This is a genomic window from Flavobacterium sp. HBTb2-11-1, from assembly GCF_009826975.1.
In the GTDB taxonomy this organism is placed as follows: Bacteria; Bacteroidota; Bacteroidia; order Flavobacteriales; family Flavobacteriaceae; genus Flavobacterium.
This window is the reverse complement of record NZ_WUMO01000006.1, coordinates 108,442-126,298: the sequence shown is the minus strand read 5'-3', so window position 1 is coordinate 126,298 and position 17,857 is coordinate 108,442. Positions and strand designations below refer to the sequence as shown.

Here is a 17,857-nt window from a genome sequence, read left to right as displayed (position 1 = left end):
CTTTGGAAATTTCAATAAAAAAATTCCAAATTCCAAGTTGATGAAACAACTGGAATTTGGAATTTATATTTTGGAATTTAACTTTAGTTCGCGACCTCGCTAATAAACTTAATACGCATTAAACGCAATTCGTCAATATCGTAATCGCCGTCAAATTCTTTTAGTGCGTCTTCGATTTTATCAGATTCCGATTCCATGAAATAATCGTGAATTTCTTCCTGCTGATCGTCATCTAAAATATCGTCTAACCAATATTTGATGTTCAGTTTTGTTCCAGAATAAACAATCTGTTCCATTTCTTTGATCAAAGCATCCATCGTTAAACCTTTCGCGGAAGCAATATCACTTAATGGAAGTTTTCTATCAATATTCTGTATGATGTATAATTTGTTGGCAGAATTTACCCCTGTAGATTTTACGACTAAATCGTCTGGGCGAATAATATCGTTGTCCTCAACATAACGACTGATTAGGGCAACAAATTCGCTTCCGTATTTTTTTGCTTTTCCTTCACCAACACCATGAATGTTGTATAATTCCTGAATTGTTATCGGATATTTTAAAGCCATATCTTCGATCGAAGGATCTTGGAAAACTACGAATGGAGGAACTCCCAATTTCTTAGCCACTTTTTTACGAAGCTCACGAAGCATTCCTGTTAAAACTTCATCTGCTGTTCCAGAAGATTTACCTCCTGTTACAATAGTTTCATCATCGGCTTCGGTGTATTCATGATCTTCAGACATCATAAACGAAACTGGCTTTTTAATAAAATCTAAACCTTCCTTTGTAATTTTTATTACGCCATAAGTCTCAATGTCTTTTGATAAAAGTCCTGTTACCAAAACTTGTCTCAACAATGCCATCCAATATTTTTCGTCGTGGTCTGAACCAGAACCAAAATAAGGCTGTGTATCTGTTTTATGCGCTTTAATAACCGCATTGATACGGCCAATTAGAGTAAATACAATTTCTTTTGATTTATAAATATGCTTGGTATCGCGAACAATTTCCAACAATTTAACCACTTGATCTTTGGCCTCGACTTTATGTTTCGGATTACGAACGTTATCATCCATGTCAGCTCCCTCACCTGTTTCGCTGTCAAATTCTTCACCGAAATAATGAAGAAGGAATTTTCTGCGCGACATCGAAGTTTCGGCGTAAGCCACAACTTCCTGTAAAAGTGCAAAACCAATTTCTTGTTCGGCAACTGGTTTTCCAGACATAAATTTCTCGAGCTTTTCTACATCCTTATAAGAGTAGTACGCTAAACAATGTCCTTCTCCACCGTCACGTCCTGCGCGACCGGTTTCTTGGTAATAACTTTCAAGAGATTTCGGAATATCATGGTGAATTACAAAACGAACGTCTGGTTTATCGATTCCCATTCCGAAAGCTATTGTTGCTACAACGACATCAACATCTTCCATCAAAAACATATCTTGATGTTTGGCCCGCGTTTTGGCATCTAAACCTGCATGATAAGGAACAGCACTGATTCCGTTTACTTGTAAAACTTCGGCAATCGATTCTACTTTTTTACGGCTTAAGCAGTAAATAATCCCAGATTTGCCTTTATGCTGTTTGATAAATCGAATAATATCCGACTCAATATTTTTTGTTTTGGTACGAACTTCATAATACAAGTTCGGTCTGTTGAACGATGCTTTAAAAGTATTGGCATCGGCCATGTCAAGGTTTTTCAGAATATCTTCCTGAACCTTTGGTGTTGCGGTTGCGGTAAGTCCAATAATTGGCACTTTACCCAGCTGCTTAATTATATTTCGCAGATTTCTATACTCTGGTCTAAAATCATGCCCCCATTCTGAGATACAGTGTGCCTCATCAATGGCTACAAAAGAAATAGGCACGCTTTGCAAAAAGGCAACATATTCTTCTTTTGTTAGTGATTCTGGGGCTACATACAAAAGTTTGGTCAATCCAGATGTAATGTCTTTTTTGACTTGAGCAATTTCTGTTTTGGTTAGAGAGGAGTTTAATACATGTGCAATTCCATTTTCAGACGAAAGACTTCGAATTGCGTCAACCTGATTTTTCATCAAAGCAATTAAAGGAGAAACAACAATTGCTGTTCCTTCTTGAATTAAAGCTGGCAGTTGATAACAAAGAGATTTCCCTCCACCAGTCGGCATTATTACGAACGTATTCTTCTCGTCTAAAATACTCGTAATGACTTGCTCCTGCAAGCCTTTAAATTGGCTAAAGCCGAAATACTTCTTTAATTCTTTATGTATTTCAATTTCATTTGAATTCATTCTCTATATTAATGGTATTTTGTATAAATTTGCAACACATAAAGATACAACTTTCTTTTATACATACAAATTTTAAATATTCTGTTTTGATCACAAAAGAAAATATATTGGCGATAGCCAAGAAAACAATACTCTCTGAAAGTGAAGCAATTACAAAACTAATTGATTTTTTGGACGAAAATTTTTACGAAGCTGTCCAACGCATATACGAATCTAAAGGCCGTCTAATCGTTACAGGAATTGGAAAAAGCGCAATCATTGCTCAAAAAATGGTGGCTACTTTTAACTCAACTGGAACTCCTTCTATGTTTTTGCATGCAGCAGAAGCTATTCACGGTGATTTAGGAATGATCCAAAATGACGATGTCATTATCTGCATTTCTAAAAGCGGAAATAGTCCTGAAATTAAAGTCCTTGTTCCTTTATTAAAAAGATTTGGAAATACTTTAATTGCCATTACAGGAAACACAACTTCATTTTTAGCAAAAGGCTCTGATCTAGTTTTAAATACAACTGTCGACACAGAAGCCTGTCCTATCAATTTAGCTCCTACAAATAGTACAACAGCACAGCTTGTAATGGGTGACGCTTTAGCTGTTTGCCTAATGGAAATGCGTGATTTTAAACCAGAAGATTTTGCGGTTTATCATCCAGGAGGCGCTTTAGGGAAAAAATTACTACTTCGTGTAAAAGACATGATCGAGCATTCATTAAAACCAGCTGTCACTCCTGATACTTCTATCAAAAAAGCGATTTTTGAAATCTCTGAAAAAAGATTAGGTGTTACTGCAGTAATTGAAGACAATAAAATTGTTGGAATTATTACCGATGGAGACATCCGAAGAATGCTAAACGACGTAGATACTATAGCAGATTTAACAGCAAAAGATATTATGTCTAGAAATCCTAAAGTAGTTTCGTCTGAAACTATGGCAGTTGATGCTTTAAATATTTTAGAAGACTTTTCGATCACACAATTGATCGTTGCGGATAACGGAGAATATAAAGGAGTTTTACATTTACATGACATTTTAAAAGAAGGAATCGTATAATGGCAAAGAAAAATCTTGGCGAAATGTCATTTTTAGATCATCTTGAAGAACTAAGATGGTTATTGGTTAGAAGTACACTTGCAACAATCATAATGGCAATTGTAACTTATTTTATTAGTGATTATTTATTTGATCAAATTATTTTAGGTCCGATTAGACCAACATTTTTTACGTATGTTTGGTTTTGCGATTTATCTCATTCATTAGGATTTGCAGATAGTATTTGTATTACCGAACTGAATTTCATTATTCAGAATACCGAAATGGAAGGCCAAGTCAATATTTTTGTATGGATGTGTCTTCTGGCAGGTTTTATTTTGAGTTTCCCTTATATATTGTGGGAAATTTGGAAGTTTATCAGCCCGGCACTTTATGAAAAAGAAAGAAAAAACGCGAAATTGTTCATCTTCGTTTCTTCTTTACTTTTCTTTTTGGGAGTTTTGTTCGGCTATTTTGTCGTAATTCCGATGTCGGTAAACTTCGTTGCAACATTCTCTATCAGTGATATCGTAAAAAACCAATTCACGCTGGAATCTTATATGGGAATGGTAAAAACAAGTATTTTGGGAAGTGCCATCTTTTTTGAACTCCCAATTGCCATTTATTTCTTAACCAAACTAGGATTAGTTACTCCTGAATTCTTAAGAAAATATTGGAAATACGCTGTAATATTGATTTTGATCATCGCTGCTATTGTAACACCACCTGATGTTGTGAGCCAGACTATTGTTGCAATTCCAATGTTAATTATTTACGAGGTTAGTATCCTAATTTCGAAGATTGTCTATAAAAATAAATTAAAAGAAAATGTCTGATATAGTTCAAGAATTTAACGACTACCGTTCTAGAATGAACGAAAAACTGCTTGCTGACAACAACAAAATTGTAAAGCGAATTTTTAATCTTGACACTAATGCATATGCAGAAGGTGCTCTTGATGTAAAAACAAAAGAACTTTTAGGTTTGGTAGCCTCTACAGTTTTAAGATGTGACGACTGTGTAAAATACCATTTGGAAACCAGCTATAAAGAAGGCGTTTCTAAAGAAGAAATGATGGAAGCTATGGGAATTGCCACTCTTGTTGGAGGAACAATTGTTATTCCTCATTTAAGAAGAGCTTACGAATTCTGGGAAGCACTTGAAGAACAGGGAAAATAATTAGAAATGTGTCAATTAGAAAATTAGATAATTACCTTGAAAACGTAAATATCTAATTTTGAAAATGCAATAATTTGTTAATTCATTTATCTGATTGATTATTTTACTTTTAATTTGCCTCTTCGAATAAATTTTAAAATTGAATTTGAGCTAGTACAATTATCTCATTTTCAAATTATCTAATTATCTAATTGAACAAATGAAGCTAAGAGCCGATAATTTAATCAAAACCTATAAAGGGCGAAGTGTTGTAAAAGGAATTTCTGTTGAAGTAAATCAAGGAGAAATTGTAGGGCTTTTGGGGCCAAATGGAGCTGGAAAAACAACATCATTCTATATGATTGTAGGATTGGTAAAACCAAATCAAGGGAATATTTTTCTTGATGATTTAAATATTACCGACTATCCGATGTACAAACGTGCTCAGCAGGGAATTGGTTATTTGGCACAAGAAGCTTCTGTTTTTAGAAAATTAAGTATTGAAGACAATATCTTGAGCGTTTTACAATTGACAAAACTTTCTAAAGAAGCTCAAATTGCTAAAATGGAAAGTCTAATTGAAGAATTCAGTTTAGAACATATTCGCACCAACCGAGGCGATTTACTTTCTGGAGGTGAGCGTCGTCGTACCGAAATTGCCCGCGCATTAGCAACCGATCCTAAATTTATTTTATTAGACGAACCTTTTGCCGGAGTTGACCCAGTTGCGGTTGAAGATATTCAGCGAATTGTGGCGCAATTGAAAAACAAAAACATCGGAATCTTAATTACCGATCACAACGTTCAAGAAACTTTAGCGATTACCGATAAAACATACTTAATGTTTGAAGGAGGAATTCTAAAAGCTGGAGTTCCAGAAGAGCTTGTAGAAGACGAAATGGTTCGTAGAGTATATCTGGGACAAAACTTCGAGCTTCGTAAAAAGAAACTTGAATTTTAAGAAAGTTATACATGAATGGTAAAAAGTAAATTGCTTTTTACCATTTTTTTTTAATCTAAGATTCTTAAAAAAAGCTGCAAATGAAATCAGAAAAACCAACTCAGGAAGATTACGACAATTGGCATAAAGATCCAAAGAATTGGTATTTCTTCAATACCTGTTATTATAACCCTAAAGACAAAAGATTGCTTCCTCCTAAAAAGATTCAATGGATGGGTTATACTATAAATTTTGCCAATCCGTATTCTGTAATGCTTCTTTTGCCTTTTATAATAATTGTTATTTTGGTTTTATCAAATACTCTCTGAAAACTGAAGGCTTTTATTCCACTGTAATAAAATGCAATTGCTCTAAATCGCCATTGTAGATATTAACATCAACTCGATGTTTGATTCCTGGCAAAGAAGCTTTTTCTGTAAACTGCCAAAACAGCCAATCATCTTCGATTTTTTCTCTGTAGAAATTATAATTGGCAATCCAAAACAAATAATCTCCGAATTCTTCTTTTAAAAAATCAGAATAATATCGTTCTCCTGAATAAATTATTGGACGAACTTGGTAATGTTTCTCCACTTTATTCAACCAACGTTTCAAACCTTTTTTTAAACTGTCTAAAGGCTGATTTTTTGGCAATTTTTCGATATCTAAAACTGGAGGAAGATCTCCTTTCTGCAATTTTACTGTTTTAATGAAAAGATCTGCCTGTTCAATAGAATTTTCGTTGGGGCGATAATAATGATAAGCGCCACGCATGATTTTGTTTTCTTTTGCACCTTCCCAATTTCTTTTAAATTGTCTATCAACACGGTCATTTCCTGCTGTTGCACGGATAAAAACAAACTGAACGGGATATTTTTCATCTAAGATTTCAACTTCTTCCCAGTCTACTTTTCCTTGAAATTCAGAAACGTCAATCCCAATTACTTTTCCTTTATGATTTTCTAGAACTCGAATATTTCGAACATCAGAAAGATGCTTGTCAACCTCATCTTCTTCTAAAACTTTTTCAGTTTTAAAACCTAAATAATAAGCAAGCCCTTGGCGATAATGATAAACTATCCCAATGAATAAAAGTCCGAAAAAAATCAATAAAAGTCCTCGAAAAAGTCTGCTCAGAAAAGATCTTCCAGCTGGTTTTCTTGAATATGTTTTACGATAAGTCGTTTTTCTTGCCATTAAACAGAATTACTTTTTCAAAAAAAGATTATTAATGATCGACAGCAATACATAAAAAGCAATAATCAATGGAATTGCGATATATTGAAGGAAAACAATCATTAATACAGAAATAATCAAAAATACGATTTGAAGTGCATTTTCTTTCAAACTGAATTTTTTAATTTTTAAAGCAAACAACGGAATTTCAGCATTTAAAATATAAGCGCTACACAATGTTATCACTAATAAAACCCATTGATTAGTTAAGATTTCTAAAATCATCAAAGAATCTGAAAATGAAATTACCAAAGGAAGACTTAAAATAAACAAAGCATTTGCAGGTGTTGGTAACCCGATAAAAGAATCCGTCTGGCGTGTATCGATATTAAAATTAGCCAAACGATTGCAAGATCCTAAAGTAATGATAAATCCTAAAAACGAAATTGCAGGATGCGTACCTAACTCGTGCGCGCTGTTAGTAAACATGCTATACATCACATATCCTGGCGTTACTCCGCTTGTTACCATATCTGCAAGAGAATCCAACTGTAATCCAAGCGGACTTGAAACTTTAAATAATCTGGCAAAAAAACCATCGAAGAAATCAAAAAAGATTCCTAAGCAAACTATATAAAAAGCCATTAAATAATTGTTCTGAGAAACATAAACAATTGCGATACAGCCGCAGAAAAGATTAATTAATGTAATTAGATTTGGGATATGCTTTTTAATATTCATAGCTTAAAAATTTGATAATGGCAGAGAACAAATTTAGCATAATAACTGGATGCAAAACGAGTTTTTTCGAGAGTTTTTTATTTCGAAATGCGACTTTGGGAATATTTAAGCAAAGGAACTTATTAGATGAGTAAAATATTATATTTTTGATAAAAATTTAAAACAGGCCTCGATCTGCAAAAACATATACGTTGAAGAAATATTTAGTGTTTTTATTCTTTTGGAGTTGTACTTTTCAGTATGCGCAAACCGTTCGAAAATATTCGAATGAATTTATGAATATTGGGGTCGATGCCGCAGCTCTTGGAATGGCAAGTGCCGTAACGGCCTCTTCAAATGATGTAAATGCCGTTTACTGGAATCCAGCAGGTTTGATACATCTTAAAGACCACCAGATTTCTTTAATGCACGCCAGCTACTTTGCCAATATCGCGCAATACGATTACATTGGTTACGCAAGTCCAATTGACGACAGAAGCGCGTGGGGAATTTCGATGATTCGTTTTGGAGTAGACGATATTATGGATACCACGCAATTAATCGACAATCAAGGAAATATCGATTATAACAGAATTAGCCTTTTCTCTACGGCAGATTACGGTTTTACTTTTTCTTATGCCCGGAAACTGCCTGTAGACGGATTTCAATATGGCGTAAATGCAAAAGTAATTCGAAGAGTGATTGGAAAATTTGCCAATTCTTGGGGTTTTGGATTTGATATTGGACTTCAATTTGAAAGAAATGATTGGAAGTTTGGTTTAATGCTTCGCGACATCACCACAACTTACAATGTGTGGAATATTGACGAACAAGAATATGAAAAAATCGCCAATGCTATTCCGGGAGAAAATAACACTTTGCCAGAAAGCACCGAAATTACATTGCCAAAGGCGCAATTGGGCGTTTCTAAAAGATTTGATTTTCATAACGAATGCAGTCTCGTTACCTCAGCAAATTTAAATATGCGATTTGAACAGACAAACGATATTATCTCTTCAAAACCTATAAGTATAGACCCAGCTCTAGGGTTTGAGTTTGGCTATACCGACTTAGTATTTGTACGAGCTGGCGTAGGAAACTTTCAGAATGTAACGCAGCTGGATAATACAGAAAAAGTAAATTTTCAGCCTAATATTGGTTTAGGATTTAGGTATAAAGGCATACAAATTGATTACGCTTTGACCGATTTAGGAAACCAAAGCACCGCATTATATTCTAATATTTTTTCGCTAAAAGTAGATTTGGGTATCTTTAGATAATTAGAAACCATAAAACATTTAAAATTTTAAAATCATGAAAACTGTCCTATCCAAAAAAGCATTTTTTATTGTATTATTCTTATCCAGTTTTATTGGTTTCAGCCAAAGTTTAACTTTATCTAAAGACGCTAAGATAAGTGTTCTGACTTGTGGACTTGGAAACGAAACGTATTCTTATTTTGGACATACAGCCGTTCGTGTCGCCGATCCTGCAAATAATATTGATATTGTTTACAATTATGGCGCTTTTGATTTTAGAACACCAAATTTCGTAGCCAAATTTGCAAAAGGCGATTTACAATATTTTATTATTACTCATCCTTTTTCTGATTTTATAAACGAATATAGTAATGACAAACGAAGTGTTTATGAACAGGAACTTCTAGTTTCTCTTCCTTTAAAACAAAAAATATTTGACAATCTGAATCATTCTTTATTTTCTGAAGAAAGATATTATACTTATAAGTTTATTGATAAAAATTGCACCTCGATGGTTGTTGATGTTATTAATAAATCACTAAATCAAAATGCAATAACTAAAAAAGAGGACACAGATAAAACCTACCGTTCTATCCTATTTCCTTATTTTGACGGGCATTTTTATGATCAATTAGGAACTAGCATTATTTTCGGAACTAAAGTGGACCAAATGGGAACCAGAATTTTTCTTCCTTTCGAATTAAAAAACAGTTTAGATAAAACCACTTTCCAGAATAAACCTCTTTCTGCCAAAAGCAAAACGCTACTAGAGTTTACAAAAGAAACACCAAGCTCTTGGTGGAATAATATTTATACTTATCTGTTTATCTTACTTTTCGTAATATTCGCCAGAAACAAAACGGTTGATAAAATCTATTTTTTGATTTTATCTTTAATGGGAATATTTTTTGTCGCGATGGGATTTTATTCTTTTCACCAAGAACTGGCTATGAATTACAACGTATTGCTTTTTAGCCCGCTTTTATTGCTTTTAGTTTTGTTTTCAATTTTCAAAAACAAACTATGGACGTATAGATTTTCGTTAATCAACTTTGTGCTTTTAGTGATTTACTTTTTGTTTTTAATAAACAAAGCACATTTCTTTATCACTTTACCATTGATCATTACAAACGGAGTGGTTTTAGTGCGAACCGCAATTCGCAACAAAAAACCAATTCCGATTATAATCTAAAAACTTTTATTGACCTCTATAGAATAAAACCGTCGTAATGGTTTTAAAAGTAATACTTAGGTCGAGAAATATACTTCTGTGTTTGATATAATACAAATCATACTGAAGTTTAACCAAACTTTCGTCAATTGATTCTCCATAAGAATAATTAACCTGTGCCCATCCAGTAAGTCCAGGTTTAATTACATGACGCGTTTCATAAAAAGGCATTACAGCGGCAATTTCTTCAACAAAAAAAGGACGTTCAGGCCTCGGGCCAATTACGCCCATATCACCTTTTAAGACATTAATAAATTGAGGAAGTTCATCAATTCTAGACTTTCTCATAAATTTACCAAATGGAGTAACTCTTTTGTCATTATGGGTTGCAAAAACAGCTCCATTTGCCTCTGAATTCTCGGTCATTGTTCTAAACTTGTAAATCTCGAAGACTACTCCATTTTTCCCTACTCTTTCTTGAGTGTAAAAAAGGCTTCCTTTATTGGCAAATAGATTGCAGAGGAAAATTATCGGAATAAAAAACAGACTGATTAAAAGCCCCAGAATAGAAAACATGAGTTCGATAAGACGAACCAAAGACAAGTACAGTTTATTACTATTACTTCTGCTAAAGGGGAAAAATCTATAAAAATCTCTTTCTATGTGATGAACAGGAATTCGCTGTGTTTTGCTTTCGTAAACTTGTGTGTATTCGCGTATGATATATCCTTTTTCTAATAAATGAAGGAGCTGCTGATATAGATCGGAAGTTATACCATCTGTTTTCTGAGAAGCAATTACAATTTCTGAGACATAATGTGTAGAGACGAAACGTTCTAAATCTTCTTTCTTTATTTCGTTTACATAATGAAAATCTAAATTTTCATCTGCAACAGAATCGGAATTAACGAAACCAATAATTTTGTAATGCGGATCAACGCTTTCCAATCCTAAGACTAATTTTTCAACTTCACTTTGATCACAAATCAAAACAACATTTTGCGAAAAACGATGAGAGGCTAGAAAATAGCAATAGAACAAACGCCAAAGCAATAATGTAATTAGTATTGTAAAATAAAATATTACAATTACTAATCTTTGTTTGGGCAGTACCGGAGAAAGAACAGGCGTAAACAAATAAGCTAAAACAGTGGCTGTTGCGGTAAAAACGACATTTTGCAGAATCTGCAGATGATTGCTTGCTACCTGTAGATTATAGATTTCAAATATTACACCAAAGACAAAAAGATAGCTGACTATTAAAAGTATGCTAAGCGAGCTACTTAAATCAAAGGCGAAATAATGATAATCAAAGATTGCGCTTAATAAATATAAAGCAAATAGAATAAAAACAGCATCGAAAGAAAGGAGTAAGATCTTCCTCTCCGAGATTTCGAAATGCATTTTCTTTTTTGATAACATCTCTTGTAGGTTTTAATTTGGTTAGGGCAAAGCAAATGTATCGCAAAAAAATATAACTAATCTATTAATTTTCTGTTTCTTCGGGAATTTTTATTTGCACTGAAAGTAGGCATAGTGCGTATACGAATGCTGGTGCGGCTATTCTTAAAGCCGCATGATTTATAGTTAGGAGCCAAAAGAGAAAAAAAGAGAAAAAATAGATATGTTGCCTATTATTTATGTAAAGAGCAAAAGGAACAAAAAGTAAAATAAGAAAACTAAAAATACCGAACAAACCATGTTCGCTAAGCAAACGCGAAATTTCATTATGAGCAGCTACAGCTTGCCCTAAAGATTCTTTTCTCTCTTCTTTTCCTATTCCTACTCCAGCACCCAAAATAGGATTATCAAGAAACAATTTTAAATCTGTATCAATAACAGCCTCTCTTCCTCCTAATCTATCTTTTTTTATTCTTCCTTTAGCATCTTGATTAGCATATCTTTTTTCAATAAGCCCATAAGTTTGTAACGAGGTATATGACCATATTCCAACTCCTAAAATTCCTGCTAATAGAAAAACTAAAGCAATTTTTCTTCTTCCTCTTTCATTTGAAAAAGAAAAAAAAACTAGTAGTATGCAAAGAATCATAACAACCCCTGTAATTACTCCGCCTCTAGAAAAGGTTGCAATTGCTCGGTAGCTGATAAATATTAATAAAACAATATTTAAAATGATTTCCCTCTTTGATTTTGAAAATAAAACTAATTGTGAAAAAAAAATAAACATTCCCAATCCTAAAATTGTTGATACTTGGTTAGGACCAAATCCCCCTGAGGTTTCAAAATTAGATTGAGTTCCTCTTACTACGTCTTTTACACTAGGATTGTATAAAAACAAATAAACAACAGTTGAGATAATCGGTAATCCTAGAGTAATTAATATGTTCTGTAGCTCTGAAAATAACAACCTTTTTTTAAACATATACATGGAGGCAATTGCCAAACAAAACAAACCTGACAAGTTAAAAATTATCGCTTTTTTCACATCAAAATTAAGGTCCTCAACAGAAGCTGCCATGAGAATTCCTGGAATTAATAAAAGCAGAAAAACAATATATAAAAATGATCTTATGGAGAAGTTACTATAAAACATTCCAATTATCATAAAAAAAATGACGAGAAATTTTATATATTCATTATTAAAATTCCCTCCTGTCATTCTCAAAAAAACCTCAACACCAACAAGATATGCTGCCACATAAATCACTTCGTTATTTTGATTCTGATTTCGAATAACAATCGAAAGTCCTACGATTGGGATTACGAGTGCGTAAATTTTAGATAAAAACGGCAATATAAAAATAACCAATCCTATGATTATATGAATCAAAACAAAAAATGTATATGATAATGATTTCTTTTTCATATTTTATATTCTGCCAACAGATTTTCGATGACTTTTTCTTTTGAATAATTTTTAACGACAGTTTGTCTAAAATTTTCAGCGAGTTTGTTTCTAAAAGATTCGCTGTCAATAATTTTTTCTAACTTATTTTTCACTTGCAATTCATTCAATGGATCGAATAGCAGTCCATTTACTTCGTCATCAATAATTTCTGAGCAATAACCTACATTTGTTGAAATAACAGGTAGACTTGCCAAAGCATATTCTAATAGAGTTACTGGAAATCCTTCATCTGTAGAGGCTAAAACTCCAACTGAAGCTTGAGATAATATATATTGAATATCACTCTTTGTTCCGTACAAATGTATATGATTTTCCAAAGAATTTGATTTTATGAAATCTTTCAAAACTTGTGAATAAGTATCTTCGTAGTCTTTCCCTATCAAATGCAAGGTCCAATTTAAATCTTTTAATCTCAAATCATGAAAAGCTTTTAAAATAACAATATGATTTTTAGGGTTTTTAAGATTGGCCAAAAAAATAATACGTTTATTTTCTATTCCTTTTAAGTTTGTAATTTTCTGAGATTCACCTTGCATTAATGCAAAATTAGGAATGAAAGTTATTTTTTTACAAAACAAATTGTTTTTACTCCATTCTTTCAATTGTAAATTGACAACTAAAATTGAAGAAAAGAAGAATGAACAAAAAATTAAAACTTGATTTTTCTGTCTTGATTCCTTAAATCTGGCTCCGTAATGGTCATGCCAAATAATCTTAATTTTCGGCAAAATCAATTTTGTTAAAACTGCAGTAAAAAAAGAAGATCCATGAGCATGAACAATAGACACTTGATTTTTTACTATAAATTTTCTTAATCTAAAAATAGCACCAAAATCAATTTTCTTTTTTTTATTTAAAAATGAATAAGAAACATTCTTATTCAATTGACCAAACAACTGACCTTCTTTTCTGGTTGCTATCAAACCAGAAAACTCTATTTTATCTGTTAGAGCATTTGCATAATTTACTGCAATTCTTTCAGCTCCCCCAGCATCTAAAGAATCTATTAATTGTAAAACTCTCATTTTACAAGCAATTTTTCAATTTCGCTTTCAAATCTTTCAACTGTATAATTTTGAGACCAATTAAAGGCTAATGTACTCATTTCTTCAAACCTATCTTGATCGGATATAATTGCTTGTACTTGGGTAATATCTTCTTCTATGTTCATCTCTAATAAAACTCCTCTTTTCCCGTAATCAATCATAAAAGGTACACAAGAGACATTTGTTGCTAGTGGTACGCAACCCCAAAACATTCCTTCAGCAATTGCTTTTGGCCAGCCTTCACTTTTAGAAGGTAATATCATAAAATGACTTTTTTTATAAAAATGCTTAAGAGTTTCCTTATTTTGATTTCCATGCAAAAAAACAAATTTTTCAAGCTGATTCTTTTTTATATAATTTTCTAAACGAGCTCTTTCGATTCCTTCTCCAAAAATATGGAGTATCGCCCTGTTATCATTTTTAATTAATTCCTCAATTAGTTTCACAGCATACATTGGATTTTTGCCATGAGCAAGAGTCCCAACAAAAATAAAAGTCTTTTCTGCACTTTTCTTATCTTTCAATACAACTTCTTTTTCCAAATCAGAATAAGTAGCGGTAAAAAAGGACTTAATATTTTTTGACTGATTTTCCCATTCTCCATAAACTAAAACCTGCATATTTCTAGTTAAAAATGTATTGTTTAAAATCCATTTTTGCATTCTGTAGGTTAAAGGTTGTTTGCTCTTGGGATCCCAATTTCCAGCATATTTTGCTGTCTTTTTTTTCGAAGGAAAAAGTATTTGAATGATACAGCCAAGCAATCCCATATTTCCTGGACATCTTAAATGAATGTGATCGGCATCATTCATGGCTTTCATAATAATCAACATATTAAAAAAAGCTGAAAAAAAACTTTTAACAATATTCAGAAAGCTACTTAAATTAAAATCAATTAATTTATAATGTTTTCGAAATTGAAATGGAATTTCTTCTATTAGAAGTCCATTTTCATTTTTCCAAACTGGACAACAAAAAGAAATATCTTTAACGTGTTTTTCCCAAACGACTAATTCTTTTACATAAGGACTGTAGGCAAAGCTTTTTTCTCCCTTAAAGATAAACGGAGCCCCAGAAATAACTAATAGCTTCATTAAATATAACCTTTAGAACCATTTTTAGATATGACTATAGCTGGAACACCCAGCACTACGGAGTTTTCTTCTAACGAAGTATTTACAAGTGAACAAGCTCCTATTACTACCTGATTTCCTACAATAATACTTCCAGAGATAACCGCATTTACGCCAATATATACTTCGTCACCAATTACAGGTACTCCTCTATTCGATCCTCGTCCCGAAACTCCTATTGTAACACCTTGTGAAATATTACAATTATTCCCAATTATTGCGTTGGCATTAATAATAATTCCACCAAAATGTCCTATATAAAAAGAATGTCCAATTTTTGCAGAAGCTGGAATAGAGATTCCCGTTACAATTTCAATTATTTTTTGACTTGCTAATCCCATAAAAATGAGTAAAAATCTAAATGGTTGCCATTTTACATTTGAAAAAATACAATGAGCAATTCTATATTGAAAAACAGCCCAAAAACCTTGTGTGAAAAATACAATCGTAAAAAAATTACCTCCGTATTTTTTATGTTTTTTATAATCTGAAGCGATTAATTCAAATAGATTCATTGTATTATTCGTTTTTCTAATTACGACTGTTATTTAAAATTATTCTTTTATAGAAATCTATATTTTGAAGCACAATACTTTTTAATGAATATTTTTGAAGTACAAATTCTCTTGCCTTTTTCCCAATCGTTTCAGATTCTTTTTTGTTTGAGAAAACCCAAATAATTTTTTCTGCAATATTTTCAGGATTGTGAGGATCACATAATAATCCTGTTTGATAATCCGTAATTGCTTCTGGACCTGGACCTAGTTTTGTAAAAACAACTGTTTTTTCCATTGCCATTGCCTCTGGAGCAACAAGACCTTGGGTTTCCATATGAGAAGGAAAAACGCAGACCTCAGCCTGTGAGTAAGCAATAGGAATATCCAAATAGGAGACAGCACCTTTAAAATGTATATCTTTTTTAATAGCTCCCAATTGAGGCAGTTCTTTATCTTTTAACATTTGCATATAAGAACTCCCATCTGAAAAAAACCACTCCCTACCATAAATTTCCAGAATAGCATTAGGAAATTCATTTTTAACAAAAGGAAAAGCTTGTATTAATTGTCGTATTCCTTTTTTCTCGCATACAGTTCCAGCAAAAACAATTTTATTTTCTACTTTATTTTCTTGAATTGGCTTAAAAAAATCGGTATTGATTGGATTACTAATGTAACCAACGGGTTTATTATCTAAACTCAAGTATTTTTCTGTATGTAATTTTACATATTTAGAAACAGTAATAAACGCATCACATTTTTTAAACGATTTTTTTTCCTGAAATCCTTTCCATTTATTAATGCCCCTATTTTCGCTTTCAGCAAAAAAATGATGTCCGCCGTGAAGTCTAATAATATATTTTACAGATTTTATTTTGTAAATAAATGCAAGGCCAAGTTCAGAAGATTCAACAACCTGAATAGGACTCTCTGTATGAATTTCTCGCAGTTTTGAATTGATTGCTTTAGAATTGAAGTACCAAGACAATCCTTTTGTTTTATTTGGTTTTAACCTATAAACGTCAACTCCATCAATATTTTGAGTTTCAGTTTTTAAAGTATAATTGGTTCCAACAACAGAAACTTTAATTCCTTTTTTTACCAATGCAATAGCTAAAGTCTTAACAAAACTACCAATTCCACCATGAGGAAATCCTTCTTTAGGATATTCGTTAGTTAAGAAACAGATGTGCATTGTGGACTCGTTTTAATTATCTTTTGTAGTTTATCAGAAGAATTATTATAATCTTCTAGAACAATATCTTTCCATCTTAGCATACTTTCAGTGCATCTTTTAGGAAATGTAAGCTTATCAACTATTTCCTCTTTGCTGTTTAACCAAATAACTGCATCAGAATCTGGCATACTTCTGAAATGTTGATAGTTGTAAATTGTTTTTACGGACCAATCATTTACGATTTTATTATCTTGATCGTAATTAATAAATACACAAGGTTTATTAAACATAGCAAAATCAAAACCCATTGTCGAACCAACATTAACAACTATATCTGAATAAAAAGCTGTACTTACTAATAATTTTACATCTTCGACTGAAGGATACACTACATTCCATTCTTTTGATTTGGTAAAATACCATAAAGGAGCAGCTTCCTTAATTAAATCTTTGTACTGATCTAAAATTTTATCAAATCTACCCGACAAATCTACAGGACATCTCCTTAACAATATCTGATATTCATTTTGCAGATTAGCTTTAGTAATTTCTTCTGCAACATCATTTAAGTAAGATGGATCATCTGGGGATGTTTTTGTGTCATCGCCCGAGAAACAAATAATTTTCTTATTAGGATCTAGATTATACTTTTCATAAAAGACTTCTTTATCAATTATATTGTCTGAATCACGATAAAATTCAAATTGAGGAGTTCCTGTGACATGAGTTTGCTCTGGTTTTATTTCTGGATAATACAAATTCAGTTCTTTTTTCATGTAATCTGACCAAACTAAATAATTATCAGCTCGTAATGCCAAACGTGCCTTTGGTAAATTATCCCAAGAATATATAACTGTTGCTGTGGGAATATTTAAGTCTGCCGCCGCACTAAATATTGTAGCCGCTTTTAATGCTCTTTGATGAGAGCAAAAAACAACTGAAGGTTTGGCTTCTTCTAAAATATCTTTAACCTCTTTATAAAACTTATTTTTGCGGATAGCTTGCTGATATTTTTTTTCAAGCTTTAAAATTCTATGGTAATTTTTACAATATGGAGCTATAACCTGAATTAATTTGTAAAAAATCTTTTTAGAAAATGTTTTTTGGTTCCACTTCCAGTTTGCTAACAATGTTGAATTATTAACCTTTGATTGATTATAATATAATCTTGAAAGACATATCAATTCGCGAAGAAACTTTTCTTTGACAGACTCCTTATAATTTGGGATTACAATATCTTCATTTATTGAAGTGTTTTTTTCAATTGCTTTTATAGTTTCTGAATCGAAGTTATGGAAGAGGACTAAATCTCCTTGAAAATCTTTAAATACATTCGAATAAAGATAATTCCTTACTCCAACACCGTCTGGAAACAATAATAAAACCTTATCTTTTTTCATT

The 17,857-nt window shown here is 32.2% G+C and carries 17 protein-coding genes; 7 read left to right on the top strand and 10 right to left on the bottom strand.

Going from position 1 to position 17,857, the window contains the following annotated elements; translation table 11 throughout:
- Nucleotides 1-83 precede the first annotated feature (83 nt).
- A complete protein-coding gene (gene recQ, locus GR162_RS14610; protein WP_160782760.1) occupies nt 84-2,279 on the bottom strand; it encodes a DNA helicase RecQ in 2,196 nt (731 codons plus the stop codon).
- 86 nt (nt 2,280-2,365) lie between these two features.
- Here recQ and GR162_RS14605 point away from each other — a divergent pair, with 86 nt between their 5' ends.
- The 5 genes from GR162_RS14605 (at nt 2,366) to GR162_RS14585 (ending at nt 5,737) form a co-directional block, all read left to right on the top strand.
- Nucleotides 2,366-3,331 (top strand): SIS domain-containing protein, encoded by a 966-nt coding sequence (locus GR162_RS14605; RefSeq protein ID WP_160782759.1) that lies wholly within the window; start codon nt 2,366-2,368, stop codon nt 3,329-3,331.
- Nucleotides 3,331-4,146 (top strand): twin-arginine translocase subunit TatC, encoded by an 816-nt coding sequence (tatC, locus tag GR162_RS14600; protein ID WP_160782758.1) that lies wholly within the window; start codon nt 3,331-3,333, stop codon nt 4,144-4,146. Before GR162_RS14605 ends, tatC begins: the two co-directional genes overlap by 1 nt.
- Nucleotides 4,139-4,489 (top strand): carboxymuconolactone decarboxylase family protein, encoded by a 351-nt coding sequence (locus GR162_RS14595; RefSeq protein ID WP_008464444.1) that lies wholly within the window; start codon nt 4,139-4,141, stop codon nt 4,487-4,489. The genes tatC and GR162_RS14595 overlap by 8 nt, the downstream gene beginning before the upstream one ends.
- Before the next feature lie 199 nt (nt 4,490-4,688).
- Entirely contained in the window at nt 4,689-5,429 is a 741-nt protein-coding gene (gene lptB, locus GR162_RS14590) for an LPS export ABC transporter ATP-binding protein (protein ID WP_008464443.1), read from the top strand.
- Nucleotides 5,430-5,509: 80 nt separating this feature from the next.
- Nucleotides 5,510-5,737, top strand: a complete 228-nt coding sequence (locus GR162_RS14585) for a DUF5808 domain-containing protein (RefSeq protein WP_008464442.1) — start codon at nt 5,510-5,512, stop codon at nt 5,735-5,737.
- 13 nt (nt 5,738-5,750) lie between these two features.
- Here GR162_RS14585 and GR162_RS14580 read toward each other — a convergent pair whose 3' ends face one another.
- Both GR162_RS14580 and GR162_RS14575 read right to left on the bottom strand, forming a co-directional pair.
- The gene (locus GR162_RS14580; RefSeq protein ID WP_160782757.1) at nt 5,751-6,605 is read right to left on the bottom strand and encodes a glycoside hydrolase family 25 protein; all 855 of its coding nucleotides are present in this window, start codon (nt 6,603-6,605) and stop codon (nt 5,751-5,753) included.
- 9 nt (nt 6,606-6,614) lie between these two features.
- On the bottom strand, nt 6,615-7,325 hold the full coding sequence (locus GR162_RS14575; protein ID WP_160782756.1) for a phosphatidylcholine/phosphatidylserine synthase: 711 nt from the start codon (nt 7,323-7,325) through the stop codon (nt 6,615-6,617).
- Between the two features lie 275 nt (nt 7,326-7,600).
- On the opposite strand from GR162_RS14575, the gene GR162_RS14570 reads away from it, so the two are divergent.
- Together GR162_RS14570 and GR162_RS14565 are read left to right on the top strand one after the other, a co-directional pair.
- A complete protein-coding gene (locus GR162_RS14570; protein ID WP_160782934.1) occupies nt 7,601-8,584 on the top strand; it encodes a PorV/PorQ family protein in 984 nt (327 codons plus the stop codon).
- 34 nt (nt 8,585-8,618) lie between these two features.
- Nucleotides 8,619-9,755: a DUF4105 domain-containing protein gene (locus GR162_RS14565; RefSeq protein WP_160782755.1), complete on the top strand. Its 1,137-nt coding sequence runs from the start codon at nt 8,619-8,621 to the stop codon at nt 9,753-9,755.
- Between the two features lie 6 nt (nt 9,756-9,761).
- On the opposite strand, the gene GR162_RS14560 is transcribed toward GR162_RS14565, so the two are convergent.
- The 7 genes from GR162_RS14560 to GR162_RS14530 all read right to left on the bottom strand — a co-directional run bounded on the left by GR162_RS14560 (nt 9,762) and on the right by GR162_RS14530 (nt 17,856).
- Nucleotides 9,762-11,156: a sugar transferase gene (locus GR162_RS14560; RefSeq protein ID WP_160782754.1), complete on the bottom strand. Its 1,395-nt coding sequence runs from the start codon at nt 11,154-11,156 to the stop codon at nt 9,762-9,764.
- A 64-nt stretch (nt 11,157-11,220) separates the two neighbouring features.
- Nucleotides 11,221-12,561 carry an O-antigen ligase gene (locus tag GR162_RS14555; RefSeq protein WP_160782753.1) on the bottom strand — a complete coding sequence of 447 codons (1,341 nt, stop codon included), beginning with the start codon at nt 12,559-12,561 and terminating at the stop codon, nt 11,221-11,223.
- On the bottom strand, nt 12,558-13,628 hold the full coding sequence (locus tag GR162_RS14550) for a glycosyltransferase (RefSeq protein ID WP_160782752.1): 1,071 nt from the start codon (nt 13,626-13,628) through the stop codon (nt 12,558-12,560). The genes GR162_RS14555 and GR162_RS14550 overlap by 4 nt, the downstream gene beginning before the upstream one ends.
- Nucleotides 13,625-14,743, bottom strand: coding sequence for a glycosyltransferase family 4 protein (locus tag GR162_RS14545; RefSeq protein ID WP_160782751.1), 1,119 nt, complete (start codon nt 14,741-14,743; stop codon nt 13,625-13,627). Before GR162_RS14545 ends, GR162_RS14550 begins: the two co-directional genes overlap by 4 nt.
- Nucleotides 14,743-15,297, bottom strand: coding sequence for a serine O-acetyltransferase (locus GR162_RS14540; protein WP_160782750.1), 555 nt, complete (start codon nt 15,295-15,297; stop codon nt 14,743-14,745). Before GR162_RS14540 ends, GR162_RS14545 begins: the two co-directional genes overlap by 1 nt.
- Before the next feature lie 16 nt (nt 15,298-15,313).
- Nucleotides 15,314-16,474, bottom strand: a complete 1,161-nt coding sequence (locus tag GR162_RS14535) for a glycosyltransferase family 4 protein (RefSeq protein ID WP_160782749.1) — start codon at nt 16,472-16,474, stop codon at nt 15,314-15,316.
- Nucleotides 16,456-17,856, bottom strand: a complete 1,401-nt coding sequence (locus GR162_RS14530) for a UDP-glycosyltransferase (RefSeq protein WP_160782748.1) — start codon at nt 17,854-17,856, stop codon at nt 16,456-16,458. The genes GR162_RS14535 and GR162_RS14530 overlap by 19 nt, the downstream gene beginning before the upstream one ends.
- Nucleotide 17,857: the final 1 nt, after the last annotated feature.

Coding starts and splice junctions, on each gene's coding strand:
- recQ (WP_160782760.1), bottom strand. CDS start 2,279: ATGAATTCAAATGAAATTGAAATACATAAAGAATTAAAGAAGTATTTC.
- tatC (WP_160782758.1), top strand. CDS start 3,331: ATGGCAAAGAAAAATCTTGGCGAAATGTCATTTTTAGATCATCTTGAA.
- GR162_RS14595 (WP_008464444.1), top strand. CDS start 4,139: ATGTCTGATATAGTTCAAGAATTTAACGACTACCGTTCTAGAATGAAC.
- lptB (WP_008464443.1), top strand. CDS start 4,689: ATGAAGCTAAGAGCCGATAATTTAATCAAAACCTATAAAGGGCGAAGT.
- GR162_RS14585 (WP_008464442.1), top strand. CDS start 5,510: ATGAAATCAGAAAAACCAACTCAGGAAGATTACGACAATTGGCATAAA.
- GR162_RS14580 (WP_160782757.1), bottom strand. CDS start 6,605: ATGGCAAGAAAAACGACTTATCGTAAAACATATTCAAGAAAACCAGCT.
- GR162_RS14575 (WP_160782756.1), bottom strand. CDS start 7,325: ATGAATATTAAAAAGCATATCCCAAATCTAATTACATTAATTAATCTT.
- GR162_RS14570 (WP_160782934.1), top strand. CDS start 7,601: ATGAATATTGGGGTCGATGCCGCAGCTCTTGGAATGGCAAGTGCCGTA.
- GR162_RS14565 (WP_160782755.1), top strand. CDS start 8,619: ATGAAAACTGTCCTATCCAAAAAAGCATTTTTTATTGTATTATTCTTA.
- GR162_RS14560 (WP_160782754.1), bottom strand. CDS start 11,156: ATGTTATCAAAAAAGAAAATGCATTTCGAAATCTCGGAGAGGAAGATC.
- GR162_RS14555 (WP_160782753.1), bottom strand. CDS start 12,561: ATGAAAAAGAAATCATTATCATATACATTTTTTGTTTTGATTCATATA.
- GR162_RS14550 (WP_160782752.1), bottom strand. CDS start 13,628: ATGAGAGTTTTACAATTAATAGATTCTTTAGATGCTGGGGGAGCTGAA.
- GR162_RS14545 (WP_160782751.1), bottom strand. CDS start 14,743: ATGAAGCTATTAGTTATTTCTGGGGCTCCGTTTATCTTTAAGGGAGAA.
- GR162_RS14540 (WP_160782750.1), bottom strand. CDS start 15,297: ATGAATCTATTTGAATTAATCGCTTCAGATTATAAAAAACATAAAAAA.
- GR162_RS14535 (WP_160782749.1), bottom strand. CDS start 16,474: ATGCACATCTGTTTCTTAACTAACGAATATCCTAAAGAAGGATTTCCT.
- GR162_RS14530 (WP_160782748.1), bottom strand. CDS start 17,856: ATGAAAAAAGATAAGGTTTTATTATTGTTTCCAGACGGTGTTGGAGTA.